12 protein-coding genes are annotated in these 12,972 nt (G+C 57.2%); 2 read left to right on the top strand and 10 right to left on the bottom strand.

Translation table 11 applies throughout. The features are described from left to right. The first annotated feature begins 138 nt into the window (after positions 1–138). Together ACE3NW_RS10870 and ACE3NW_RS10865 are read left to right on the top strand one after the other, a co-directional pair. A complete protein-coding gene (locus tag ACE3NW_RS10870; RefSeq protein WP_374283284.1) occupies positions 139–1,128 on the top strand; it encodes a 4Fe-4S dicluster domain-containing protein in 990 nt (329 codons plus the stop codon). Then, positions 1,125–1,628, top strand: a complete 504-nt coding sequence (locus ACE3NW_RS10865; RefSeq protein WP_374283281.1) for a FeS-binding protein — start codon at positions 1,125–1,127, stop codon at positions 1,626–1,628. The genes ACE3NW_RS10870 and ACE3NW_RS10865 overlap by 4 nt, the downstream gene beginning before the upstream one ends. A 49-nt stretch (positions 1,629–1,677) precedes the next feature. On the opposite strand, the gene rlmN is transcribed toward ACE3NW_RS10865, so the two are convergent. The 10 genes from rlmN to sat form a co-directional block, all read right to left on the bottom strand. Further along, complete coding sequence (gene rlmN, locus ACE3NW_RS10860; protein WP_374283279.1) at positions 1,678–2,736, bottom strand: 23S rRNA (adenine(2503)-C(2))-methyltransferase RlmN; 1,059 nt, start codon at positions 2,734–2,736, stop codon at positions 1,678–1,680. Between the two features lie 183 nt (positions 2,737–2,919). Continuing rightward, complete coding sequence (locus tag ACE3NW_RS10855) at positions 2,920–4,251, bottom strand: HD domain-containing protein (RefSeq protein ID WP_374283277.1); 1,332 nt, start codon at positions 4,249–4,251, stop codon at positions 2,920–2,922. A 286-nt stretch (positions 4,252–4,537) separates the two neighbouring features. Further along, positions 4,538–5,707, bottom strand: a complete 1,170-nt coding sequence (gene dsrP, locus ACE3NW_RS10850; protein WP_374283275.1) for a sulfate reduction electron transfer complex DsrMKJOP subunit DsrP — start codon at positions 5,705–5,707, stop codon at positions 4,538–4,540. 12 nt (positions 5,708–5,719) lie between these two features. Further along, complete coding sequence (gene dsrO / locus ACE3NW_RS10845) at positions 5,720–6,511, bottom strand: sulfate reduction electron transfer complex DsrMKJOP subunit DsrO (protein ID WP_374283273.1); 792 nt, start codon at positions 6,509–6,511, stop codon at positions 5,720–5,722. Beyond that, positions 6,511–6,891 (bottom strand): sulfate reduction electron transfer complex DsrMKJOP subunit DsrJ, encoded by a 381-nt coding sequence (dsrJ, locus tag ACE3NW_RS10840; protein WP_374283271.1) that lies wholly within the window; start codon positions 6,889–6,891, stop codon positions 6,511–6,513. The genes dsrO and dsrJ overlap by 1 nt, the downstream gene beginning before the upstream one ends. Beyond that, complete coding sequence (gene dsrK, locus ACE3NW_RS10835; protein WP_374283269.1) at positions 6,892–8,535, bottom strand: sulfate reduction electron transfer complex DsrMKJOP subunit DsrK; 1,644 nt, start codon at positions 8,533–8,535, stop codon at positions 6,892–6,894. A gap of 12 nt (positions 8,536–8,547) precedes the next feature. Continuing rightward, positions 8,548–9,567 (bottom strand): sulfate reduction electron transfer complex DsrMKJOP subunit DsrM, encoded by a 1,020-nt coding sequence (dsrM, locus tag ACE3NW_RS10830; protein WP_374283266.1) that lies wholly within the window; start codon positions 9,565–9,567, stop codon positions 8,548–8,550. 119 nt (positions 9,568–9,686) lie between these two features. Beyond that, entirely contained in the window at positions 9,687–10,220 is a 534-nt protein-coding gene (locus ACE3NW_RS10825; RefSeq protein WP_374283264.1) for an RsbRD N-terminal domain-containing protein, read from the bottom strand. Positions 10,221–10,349: 129 nt separating this feature from the next. Continuing rightward, complete coding sequence (locus ACE3NW_RS10820) at positions 10,350–11,288, bottom strand: hypothetical protein (RefSeq protein WP_374283261.1); 939 nt, start codon at positions 11,286–11,288, stop codon at positions 10,350–10,352. A 446-nt stretch (positions 11,289–11,734) separates the two neighbouring features. Then, entirely contained in the window at positions 11,735–12,970 is a 1,236-nt protein-coding gene (gene sat, locus ACE3NW_RS10815; protein WP_374283259.1) for a sulfate adenylyltransferase, read from the bottom strand. Between the last annotated feature and the right edge of the window lie 2 nt (positions 12,971–12,972).

The raw sequence follows: 12,972 nt of genomic DNA, 5'->3' as shown, positions 1-12,972 counted from the left end.
AAAAAGCACCGTGTGTGCGGTTTTTCGAATTATGGAGCAGGGCGGGATCGTCTGTCTTGTTCAAAGGTCAGCATTGACGCCTCCGCGTCGGCAGGCCTATATGGATACGGTAATAGCCGTGAGAGGCAAAGGTATCCAATGGCTAACAAGCATTTATTGCAGCGCAGATCGTTGCTTAAGGCGATCGTCGGCACAGCAGGGGTGACTCTTGCGGGTACAACCCTTTCCACTCCGGGGCGGGCCAGCACCTGGGGAGAAATCGATGACCGCGCAACCCTCATTGATGTTGACCTGTGTACCGGTTGTGGTGCCTGTGTTACAGCATGCCGGGGGCGCAATCTTGCCTCAATCCCACATCCTGTCCATCCTTATCCTCGCCCTTATCCTGCCTGGGTGCGCAGCAGCGACTGGTCTGACCGTACCGATGAAATTTCGCGCCTCACTCCCTACAACTGGATTTTTATCCAGTCGTGTACAATCACGGTCAAGGGAGTTGAAAAACGCGTATTTCTGCCCCGCCGCTGTCTGCACTGCACAAACCCTCAGTGTGTCACCCTGTGTTCCACAGGTTCGTTGAGGCAAAGTCAGGAGGGCGCTGTCTACATCAACCGCGCCACATGCATGGGCGACGGCCCCTGCGAGCGCGCCTGCCCCTGGGGGATTCCGCAGCGGCAGGGGGGCGTAGGGCCTTATCTGAATTTTGCTCCAAAATACCTGGGCAACGGGCAGACATTTAAATGCGACTATTGTCAAAGCCTGCTTGCAGCGGGAGAAAACCCCGCCTGCGTGGCAGCCTGCCCGCAGGGAGCCATGCGCACCGGCCCCCGCAACGACATTGTGCTACAGGCAAAGGCCCTGGCAGAAAAGCGGGGCGGAGATATTTTTGGGCTGAAGGAAAATGGCGGCACAAATACGATCTATGTGTCAACCGTGTTGTTTCGCGATATTGAGGCAAACATGCTGCGCCAGGGGCAGGTTGGGGTGGGCATGCCAAGCCTTCGCCCTGCTGGGGCAAGTATGGATAAGGAAAACAGTTTGTTGCGGGCTGTTTTGCTGGCGCCTGCCGCTGGTGCTGCCCTGGCAGGGCTGCGCATGTGGCGCGAAAAGCAGATGAGGCGTAAGCCGTGAAAAATCAGAAGACGCTTTTTTCCTCATTTTTCAGCCTGCTCTGGCTTTTGAGCATGCTCAGCGCCGTATGGAGCGGAATATCACATCTGCCGGTGATGAGCCGTTACGGTCTTACCTTGGGCACAAGTTGGTCGCCCTCGGTGGCCCACTATTATTCTTCGGCAGCCCTGCTTTTTCTGGGAACCTATGCCTTCACCATCTGGCGGTTGCAGGGGCACAGCACGTACTACCTCACCCGTTGCGGCCTCATGCGCGTTGTACTGCTCATCGGGCTGGCCATTACAGGGCTGGCGCTTATTGTACACAATATGCCCGATTATTCCCTCTACGACGCAACGTATACGGCTGTAAAGATGCTGCACCTGGCATGCGCCCTGGCCTTGTTGCCCTTGCTGATCTTTCGGCTGTTCCGTCGGTGGAAGGGAGGCTATGGCTGGCTCAAACCTCGCGAAGATGGCCCTGCATGCCACACACGCCGGCGGGGGAAGAACGCATTCTGACCAGCGCTTCCTGCCTGTTCTTCACTCTTGCGGCAAATCACGGTCGCGATCATTCAGGCAAACGAGCCGCCTTGAGCTGCCCACAGGCGGCCTTGATATCCTGGCCCTTGCTCTTGCGCAAAATGGCCGTGATCTTGCGCTTCCACAGAACCTGCTCAAATGCCAGCACATCCTCTTCCGTCGGGGCGGCGTAAGGCGCGCCCTCGGCTGGGTTGTAAACGATAAGGTTCAGCTTGCCGCGCACATCATTTACCAGTTGTGCCAGCTCCCTGGCATGTTCTTGCCCGTCGTTGACCCCGCCCAGCAGCAGATATTCAAGCGTGATATGCTCCCGCGTCTTGAGCGGGTAAGACTTGAGCGTTTCAAACATCTCTTCCAATGACCAGCGCGCGGCCTTGGGCATGATGCGCGACCGCAGCTCCTGAGTGGGCGCGTGCAGCGAAACAGCCAGATAGGCCAGACCGCTCTCGCCAAGTTCGCGCAGGCCTTTTTCAATGCCACAGGTGGAAACCGTAATGCGTCGGGGAGAAAAGTTGAGCCCCTTGGCATTGTTAAGAGTCTCAAGCGAACGCATGAGTTCGCGCATGTTGAGCAGCGGTTCTCCCATACCCATAAAAACAATATTGCGTAGCATGGGCCATTCTGGCCTGTCGTCGCCCAAATGCGCGCGGGCAATCAAAATTTGCCCCAAAATTTCGGCCATGGTCATATTACGCTCAAAGCCCATCTGCCCTGTGGAGCAAAAGGTACAGGCCATGGCGCAACCCACCTGCGACGAAACGCACTGAGTCCAGCGGCGCACGCCCTCGCGTGAATCAGAAGGTATGAGCACGGTTTCAACCAGCGCCCCGTCTTCAAGCCGCAGCAAAAATTTGGCTGTGTCGTCCTGGCTTGTCTCAACCGTCACCACTTCCGGCCAGATAATGTCGGCCCTGGCCGTAAGTTTTTCACGGCAGGCCTTTGAAATATTGGTCATGGATTCAAAATCGCGGACCATGCGCTGCCACAGCCACTGCCATATCTGCATGGCGCGGAATTTGGGCTCGCCAAGTTCGGTCTGAAGCCAGATTTCGAGTTCGGGAAGGGTCAGATTGAGAAGATTGGTCATACGGTGTGCCCGAAAGGATAGAGTTGGGCCTCAAGGCCGGGATGCACGGGAGCTGGTTGATGCACTACGATTTTTGCGCCCCTTGGGCAAGGATTTTCATCCCTGGTGCTGACAGTGCCAGCTGTAAGCGAAAATGGGCGCTCCCAAAGGAACGCCCACCGTTTCAGTCACGTGAGGGGCTGCCTACCCCACTGATTTGCGGGCGTAATCGCGTACAAAAGCCACCGCTGATTCCACATCGGTAACTTCACCGGCAATCTGCGCCTGCAACAGGGCATCGCGTATGATGCCCACGAGAGGGCCGGGCGAAAGCTTGGTTTCGCTCATGATCTCGTTGCCGTTCAAGAGGGGTTCAAGCATCTGTTCCGGGGTTTCGGCACGGTCAAGATACTTCATATTGTGGTTGAACGAGGTGAGAATGCCGTTGCGGGCCTTGAGGTCTGCCCTGGCCATGGCGATAAGGCGCGGGTAGTCGTCCAGTGCCTTGAAACGGCGAATGCCCCTGTCGGTCATCATGAAGTGGAAGCGCATGTGGTTGCGCACCAGATGGCAGAGCAGATCAATGTCTTCCTGGGCAAAGTGCAGACGGCGCAGAATTTTGCGGGTAACCTTGGCCCCCACACGGTGGTGCTGGTAGTACGTCCATATACCGTCAAAATATTCGCCGGTGTACAGCTTGCCCACGTCGTGGAAGAGCATGGCCATGGTGCCGAGCCAGTCGTAGTGAAAATCTTCTTCCGGGTAGTGCTTCATGCACTCCAGGGTGTGTTCAAAAACATTTTCCGTCTCGCCTTCCTTGTTGCGCATCTGGGTAAGGCAGGAAAGTGAGGCGACTTCGGGAATAAGGCCCTGCAAAATGTGCGAATCGAACAGCAGGCGCACAAAACGGTACATGGATTCAGCCGCAACCTTGCGCCATTCGTCCATGATATCTGTGGCAGGCACGTAGTCGAGCACACGGCTCGAGGCGCGCACAATGGCAAGCCATGTGTTGGGTTCGATGGGCAGATCGAAATTGGCGGCAAAGCGCAGGGCGCGCACGGCCAGCAGATAATTGTGGCGCAGGGTTTCGTCCGGCAGGCCTGCAAGCCGTATGGCGCCGCCCTTGAGGTCTTCAAAACCGTCGTAGGCATCGTTTGATGCTTCCGGGCTGCCAAAACCCGTAAGGCGCAGCTTGAGCTGCTCCTCATGGGGCATCCTGTCCATCATGGTTGGCGTGATGCGCAGCAGCGAAAGCTCCGGGTGGCCCGCAGCGGCAACTTCCAGGGGATAAAAACAGAAGGTAAAGCCGTTTTCTTCCAGTGCAGCGAGGGCGCGCTTGTCTTGCAGCGGCACTGCCTTGGGAAACAGCTTGATAAGTGTATCCAGATCCGGCTCGCAGGCTATGTCCACGGTGGGCTGCTTGGCGTTTTCCAGCAGATGCTCCTGCAAGGGGGCGTTGATAACATGCGCGTCATAGCCATTGCGCAACAGTGTTTTGCTTATGGTTATGGCGTCTTTGAGCGCTTGATGCATCCATGGCTCCTTGCGAAAATAATAACGGGGAATGGCTGATACTATGCCCGTGAGCATGGGTTCGAGTCAAGCGTGAGTGTGGGGAAATACTGTTACGGTCTGGTCATTTGTACGGTGCTGGCCAGCCGCCGGGTAACCTGCTGCCACAATGCCTTGCTTTATGCGGGGCCAGCCGCCTAACTCGATACGGGCCCAATGGCGGGGGCAGCACGCCTGAAGTGCGCTCACGCAAAAGCGCCCCTGCGTCGTGAAGACTCAGGGGCGCTTGATCTATTCAGTCTGGCGTTTAGTCGGAGAGGTGATTCACTTCTTTCTTCACGCCAAGGGCGATGCGCCACAGCAGGGAGAGCACCAGTGCGCCCACGGCGTACACGCCAAGGGCCACGGCAATTTCTTTTGCAGTGGGCATGTAGGGGGTAATGGTTTCAAACATGTTGGGGGTAAAACCGCCAACCAGCAAACCAAGACCCTTGTCGATCCACGAGGCCGCCACAAGCATGGCCAGGGCGATGGGCATAAGCGTGGGGTGGGTGCGCAGTTTGGGCGGAATAAGAATGGCGAGGCACGAGAAGGCCATGATAACCGCCGCCCACATCCAGTAGTTCACCCACAGCAGATGACCGCCGTGGCCAAAGAACAGCACGCTGATGGGTTCCATGTGACCGGGAATGTTGCTGTAGAAAGCCGTGAACAGTTCCAGCACAAAGAAGAACACGTTCACGCACATGGCGTAGACAATGATGGTGGTCAGCGTTTTTACGGCTTCCTTGCCCACATCAAGACCGCTGAGGCGGCGCATGAGCAGCATGAGCAGCATCAGGATGGCAGGCCCGGAGCAGAAGGCAGAAGCAAGGAAGCGGCCAGCCATGATGGCGGTGAGCCAGTAGTGGCGGCCAGGCACGCCAGCGTACAGGAAGGCGGTAACCGTGTGGATGGAGAAGGCCCACAGAATCGAAAGATAGATGAGGGGCTTGATCCATTTGGGGGGATCGATTTCGTGGCGTTCGGCTTCAAGGGTAACCCAGCCGATAATGATGTTCAGACCCAGATAGCCAATGAGCACCAGCATGTCGTAAAACATGACGGAATTGGGCGTGGGATGCAGCATGACGTTGAGCATGCGCTGGGGCTGACCAAGGTCAACCACGATGAACAGGGCGCACATGACCACGGCCGCAACGGCCATGAATTCACCAAAAATGATCATGCGCTTGAACTTTTTATAGTGGTGGAAGTACGTGGGCAGCACCAGCATAACGGCCGAAGCGGCAACACCGACGAAGTAGGTGAACTGCGAGATATACAGCCCCCACGAAACGTCGCGGTTCATGCCGGTTACGGAAAGACCGTTCTGGAGCTGATCCAGATACACAATGCCGCAGCCTGCGATCAGGCAGAGCAGAAAGAGCAGCCACAAGTAGTAGGTCTTGGGACCTTCGAGCAATTTTTCAACCATGGCCTGTCCTCCCTATATGAGGTAGTAAACGCCGGGCTGCGTGCCCAGGTTGGGCTTGCGGCGAATACTGTAGTTGGCGGACAAAGCCTGCCGCACCGTTGAATTGGGATCTTCCAGGTCGCCGAAGAGAATCTTGCCGCCAGAGGCTTCAACGCAGGCGGGCAGCTGGCCCACGGCCAGGCGCTCGGCGCAGAAGGTACACTTTTCGACCACGCCGATCATGCGCGTGGGGAAGGTGGGATTGGGCACCGGGTCGGCAAGGAACTTGCGGGGATCCTTGAAGTTGAACGAACGTGCGCCAAAAGGACAGCCCGCCATGCAGAAGCGGCAGCCAATGCAGCGGTGGTAGTCCATGGCGACAATGCCGTCTTCCATCTTGTAGGTGGCCTGTGTGGGGCACACGCGCACGCAGGGCGGGTTGGTGCAGTGGTTGCACAGCAGCGGATAGCTGGCTTCAGCCCGGCGCTTGTCGAGAAAGGCGTTCATTTCATCGGGGAAGGTGTGCTCGAACGAATCGAGCCAGAACCACTTGATGTTCTGTTCGCCCGGAACGTGGGGCACATTGTGGAACTTGTGGCACGCTTCGATCAGCGGTTCATAGTCTCTGGGGCCAGTGAACTGGCGGGTGTCGATAACCATGGCCCAGCGCTTGGCGTGCAGGGCATTGACGCCCTTTTCATACCGACCAGGGGCAATCTGGGCCTGAGCAACGCCGGACAAGGCGCCAAGGCCAGCCATTCCGCTGCTCAGGGCACAGGCGGAAAGCCCCGCCACTTTCAGAAAGCTTCTTCTGCTCTTGTTCATTATTTGCTCCCCTGGGGAATGATGTGGCAGGTCCAGCAATAAGGATCAACGCTGTTGGCCACATGGCACTTTTCGCAGAAACCCTTGTAGTCGTTATGGCACTTCATGCAGGTGTTCTGGAGGCTGATGGTCCACTTTTTGCCATTGGACGCCACATAGGTGCGATTTTCTTTGCGCAGGGCTTCATCGCGCCACTCGTTGAGCAGCTGCATGTGCTTGTCGCGCATAAAAGTCACATTTTCCACGCATTCTTTTTCATTCTTGGGCAGCGCAATGCCGGTGCTGGTGTAGCGGTTGCCCAGCATGCTTGCCCAGAACGGGGAGGTGAACAGGACCACAAAAATGATGATCCCAAGAATTACTGCTTTGGCGTTATACATCTATTGACCCTCCCCCTGCGCCTCGGGCGCGTCATCATCCTCTACCACGTTGGGCAGGTCTTCCTGGCGCAGGTCCATGGTGCGCTTGCTTTCGCCCTTCATCACAAGGGCATTGCCCACCAGTTCATGCAGGCCGCTCACATTGACGCCGGGCGCCCAGTAGTTGGCGAGCGGGGGCAGGGTGGCGCGGTCGATGGCGCACACGCAGGCCATGTGGTTGACGCCGTATTTTTCCTGCACATAGCGCAGGGCATTACCACGGGGCATGCCGGAACGCATGCGCAGTTCCATGATTTCTTCGGTGTTCAGACCGGAACCGGCACCGCAGCAGAAGGTCTGCTCGCGGATGGTGTTTTCGGGCATTTCAACAAAGTTGTTGCACACGGCGTTGAGCACGTAGCGGGGTTCGTCGAGCAGGCCCATGCCGCGTGCAGGGTTGCACGAGTCGTGGAACGTGGTGACGATATGGTCGTTACGGCTGGGGTCGAGGTTCAGCTTGTTGTGATGGATCAGGTCAGCTGTGAACTCGGCAATATGTACCATCTTGGTGGAGGCCGCGTTCTGGAACACCGTGCCGGTGTAGGGCGAAACAGGCGTCGTCATGTGTGCGGGCGACGGGCCGTTGTAGGTGTCCATGTACTGGCTGATCACGCGCCACATGTGGCCGCATTCGCCGCCCAGAATCCACTTGGAACCCAGACGTTCGGCTTCGGCGTACATTTTGGCGTTGAGCTTCTTTGCCATGTTGAACGTGGTAAAGGAGCCAAAGTTGCCGCCTTCGGACGCGTAGGTCGAGAAGGTGTAGTCGAGATCCAGTTCATGGAAGAGCATCAGGTAGCCCATGAAGGTGTAGATGCCGGGGTCGGCAAACACGTCACCAGAGGGCGTGATGAACAGGATTTCGTGGCCCTTTTCGTTGAAGGGCGTTTTGGGGCGGATACCGGTGATGGTTTCGCAGTCATCGGCCAGCATTTCCACGATTTCCACAAAGGAGTGGGGCTTGATGCCAAGGTGGTTGCCGGTGAAGCTACAGTTTTTCACGGGGTCCATGATCCAGTGAATGCCAAGACCCACCTCGTGCAGCAGTTCGCGCACGATGGCGGTGATTTCGGCCGTGTCGATGCCGTAGGGGCAGAACAGCGAGCAGCGGCGGCATTCAGTACACTGGTAGGAGTAGTAGAAGAGTTCCTTCACTACTTCCTTGTCCCAGCCACGAGCGCCCACTTTTTTGCCGAGAATCTTGCCCAGCATGGTGTGGTCGCGGCGGTACAGCGAACGGAGCAGCTCGGCGCGCAGCACGGGCATGTTCTTGGGGTCGTTGGTGCCAAGGAAAAAGTGGCACTTGTCGGCGCAGGCGCCGCAACGCACGCAGATATCCATGAAAAGCTTGAGCGAGCGGTGTTTTTCAAGGCGCTCTTCAAAGGCGTCGCACAGAATCTGTTCCCAGTTTTCGGGCAAGTTCCAGTCTTCTGCCGCCGGATCCCATTCGTGGGGATTGGGCATGTGCAGAAGTTCCATGGTTTCTTGCTTGGCCGGATAGCAGAAGCTGCCCGGTGTAAATTCAGGCTTTGTGTCAAGCCAGTCCTGGTCAGGAAAGGCCGGACGGCTGGACACAAGCATTTGCGGCGTAGGTAATTTTGCCATCGTGGAAACTCCTTACTCGGCGGCCTTTTCGGGTTGCTTTTCCAGCGGCAGCCCGGCATCGGCCATGGCGTCGCGGTAGGTATCCTCGTACTCGGCGTAGGTGAAGTACTGCTTGGGCGGATTCCAGGGGTTGATGTGGCGAACGCGGCGAGAGTTGCACGCCATGTTACGCGTGGGGCTGAAGAACACGCCCGGCATGTGCATGAGCTTGGAGAAGGGGAAGTAAATCAGCAGTACGCAAACCAGAGTAAGGTGCGTGAAGAACAGGGCATTGATGCCCGTGGTCGCCACAGGCGCAAAGTGCGTAAGGCCCATGACAAAAATCTTGACCTGAGCGATTTCGGTCTTATCAAAATAACGCAGGCAGATGCCGGTACCCACAATGCTGATAAGCAGCCACAGGGGGAAGTAGTCGTTGGCAAGCGAAAGGTAACGCAGGCGCTGGTTGAAAATGCGGCGTCCCAGCAAAAACAGCAGGGCGGTCAGAACCAGGCCGCCGGTCCAGAAGAAGCGGGGCGAGCCAAACTGCATGATACCGTCAATGGTTTCCAAAAAGCGAATACAGGAAGGCACGGGTTCCATGAAAAAGCGGAAGTGACGGATAAACACAAGCAGGAAACAGTAGTGGAACAGCAGGGCAAAGACCCACAGCCACTTGGAAGAAAAATAAATGGTGCGCGGCCCGTTGCTTACGGGGTCAAACTCCCGCACATCCGCAACCGTGTTGCGGAACAGCGAACGGAAGCAGAACACTTCCAGGAACATGCGCTGCACAACACCCCAAGTTGTGCTAGGGCAGTCGAATTTTGCCTGCTTGATGAAGTCAAGCGACTGCTCCTGCCCACCCGTAGTGGGTATGCAGAAGGGCACGGGCGATTTGGCCCAGTACACCATGCGCCAGACAACACCGGCGATGAACACGACTACTGCCACATAAGGCAGCGCCACGCCGAACAGGCCCGCGAGCCCCACGGCCGCTCCCGCCCAGGCGATGGCTCCTATGAGCAGCACCAGCAGTAATGAATTGAACATTCCCTACCTCACTTCCACTAAAGTTGCCTCAAAAGCCCACCACGGGATATTGAGAGATCTCTTGGCCCGCATGCTGCAAAGCCCACGGTCAGGCCCTTTGGCCCAATGAACGCGGAATGTCAGCGGTCGTTCCCGGTGGGAACGTTTCCGCCTTCCAGTTGTTGCGCCCAGCGCGCCAGTTGGGCATGCTGGTTGCGTATCTCCGTAATACGCGATTCGGCCAGAATTTCCCGGTTTTCAACATACATGTCAAAAGCCAGGAGCATCAGGCTGTCAATGCGCGATTCGGTCTCAAGGTAGGCCGCCAGGTCGCCCTGCGCCACAAGTTCAGGCATGACGTGTTCTCTCAGAATGGGCTTCATGAGGCTGAACACGGCCATGCTTTGGCTGGGGGAAAAGGTTTGCACCGCGCGTAACTTGATAAAACGGTCCATGGCTTTTTTGGTATGGGCCACTTCTACGGTTTCGCCCGTTACGGCATCATACAAGGCCCCTGCGGCTTCCTTGGTCATGTGGGCTACCGGGTTGCCGAAGGGGTCGTCTTTGGTGCGAAGAAAACCTGTTGTTTCAAATGGATAGGTGTCGAATACAGAGTCTGTCCATAAACGCACCATCTCGCCTTTGTGTTTGCGAAATACGTCGATTGCTTTCATTCCGTCCCCATGCCTTTTTAGTAAGGCTCTCTCATATAAATAGTAAGCGCAAAGGGCGTCAAGTCCCTTTGCGCTTTTGAAGCGCAAGGTTTGTCATTTTTTGCACAAGACCGCCCTTGGCGGCGGGGGCTACGGGCAGGGGGTAGTGCCAGAGCATTGCCCGGCCACCTGCGGGTCGAGCGGCAAATCAGCACTGCCCGTTGCGGAGGGGGAAACCGGTGCGGTGGGTGCAGTTGTATGCCCTGCCTGCTGTTTGGCGGATTTTTTCAGCATGGTGGGCAGGCCGTGGTATTCGAAAAAAGGAACCGTCTGTGAGCCGGCCATGAAAACATGAGCCTTGTTGCGCAGCATGCGTAGGCGCAGAAGCAGCATGTCAGGAGCAGTGGCCGCCATGGCAGATGGCGCGGCCACATCCTGAGCCTTGGTCAGTGCCTCGGCAATGCTTGCGCCATTATCCATCAAGCGCAGCATGCGCGCAGCCTTGTAGATATCAGCCTCGCTCTCAGCCAGTGGGTAAAATGCCACATCCACCCGGCCAGAAAGCAGGGCGATGCCCTCTTGGCAACTGGGGCATGAAGGCGAAAAAAATATGCGAACCGTGGCTTCCTTGCCGTTGTCGGTGATGGCCCACACGTCTGCCTGCGTGCGCAGCGCCGTACCCACGTTGACAACAAACAGTACGCTCCACACAACAATCAGCAGCGAGCGCCCAGGCTTGTCATTGGGCAGGCCAGAATGGCTGCGGTGGGCGGCCTGTCGAAATCCGGCGTAGATCATGGCAAAAAAGCAGGCCACAATCAGGCAGCTCACGCAGGGGGCGGTGACAGACATCAGCAGCAAAAGGCCAATGTCGCCCAACAGGGCAAGGCCAGCCAGAATCATGCCCAGCGGGGCAGCGCCCATCAGGGCGGCAGCACCCAGAGCCGCAAACATTACGCCGCCAGCCCACCACAGCGAAATGCCGGCAATGGACGTATCCTGAAACAGCGCACAGCCCGAAGTCACGCAAAGGTTAACCTCGTTGCCTAAGGCGCTCCAGATGCAAAAGCCCGCTGCCAGGGCAGCCATGCTCAAAATTCCGGGAAATAACTGGTGCGATCGCTTCATGAACTACCTGTGGATGTAAAATACTCTTATTCAGGCGAGGTCTCTACCGAGCAGCATCACAGCGGATGCCAGCACTGCGGGCCAGATCCGTGATTACATGTAACTCGTTTCAGGTTATAGGCTGTTTTTGCTTTTTCGTAAAGCGCGGTGCGCTTTGAATGATATGGATGGGATGAACCATGGGGCGGGGCAATGCGACAGCGATAGCCAGCCTGCGGGCGTGTGGGGCGTGGCCTGCCGTGAACGTTGCACAATGGGTATGCACCTGCCAGACCCCTGGCAGGGTTCTAGTCAGTTGCGGGAATCAGCAGTGCCTGCATTAGGGCATGCGCAAGTAAAATGCTGAGCCAGCCAAATAAAAGGACGCCCTTGCGGGCGTCCTTTTATGTTGTGTCTATGCGACAAGCTTACATGGTGGAGCCGGAGGCCGCACGCTGCATCTTGATTTCGACCTTTTCGGTCAGGCTGGCATAGTATTCGCGCAGGATGACGAGCACTTCGGCGCGGCCAAAGTGATCCGGCACTTCAGCGCCTTCGGAGAGCATCTTGCGCAGCTTGGTGCCGGACAGGATGACGCGATCTTCCTTGGTGTGGGGGCAGGTGCGCATGCTGGCCATGCCGTCACACTTTTTGCAGTAGAAGGTCCAGTCGATGTTCAGCGGATCGCAGAGCAGACGCTTGCCTTCTTCGGCGGGCACAGGAATCTTGCGGAAGATTTCCTGGGCTTCAAACATGCCGTAGAAGTCGCCCACGCCAGCGTGGTCGCGGCCAACCAGCAGGTTGTTGATGCCGTAGTTCTGGCGGAAGGTGGCGTGCAGTAGGGCTTCGCGGGGACCGGCATAACGCATGTCCAGGGGGTAGCCAGCCTGGATCACGAAGTCTTTCACGAAGTAGTGGTCAACCAGGGTGTCGATGCACTTCACGCGCACTTCGGCGGGGATGTCACCGGGCTTCAGGGAGCCCACGAGGGAGTGGATGACCACGCCGTCGCACACTTCCACGCCGATCTTGGCCAGGTATTCATGCGAGCGGTGCATGGGGTTGCGCAGCTGAAGGGCGGCAACCTTCTGCCAGCCGCGTTCGTCCATCTTGGCGCGCAGCTGGGCAGGGGTCATGTACACGCCGGGGAACTTCACGGGGTATTCGCCCTGCGAGAGAACTTTAACGGGGCCAGCGATGTTGAATTCGTTCTGAGCCAGAACCATCATCACGCCGGGGTGGTCGGTGGGGGCCACTTCCCAGAACTTTTCGGAGTCGGGGCCGGTGCCCTTGAAGACCAGTTCGCATTCCGACTTTTTGTCGGCTTCGGTCATTTCGTAAACTTCTTCGATCTTCATGGTAGCCATGACTTCGCCTTTGCGAACCAGGGCCACTTCTTCGCCGACCTTGAGGGCCTTGGCGTCGGCAGCGGGAACATCAAGGGTAACCGGAACGGGCCAGAAGGTGCCGTCGGAAAGGGTCATCTTTTCGCAGACGCTCTTCCAGTCAGCCTTGTTCATGAAGCCGTTCAGGGGCGAAAAACCGCCAATGCCCATCATGATCAGGTCGCCCTTGGCGCGGGAAGAAATCTCGATCTGCTTCAGGCCTGCGGCTTTTTTCTTCTCGTCATCCAAGGCCTTACCTTCCAGAAGGCAACAGACCAGAC

The sequence above is a fragment of the Desulfovibrio sp. genome, assembly GCF_041907885.1.
Lineage (GTDB): Bacteria > Desulfobacterota > Desulfovibrionia > Desulfovibrionales > Desulfovibrionaceae > Desulfovibrio.
The sequence above is the reverse complement of the archived record's forward strand: the minus strand, read 5'-3'. Positions and strand labels throughout refer to the sequence as shown.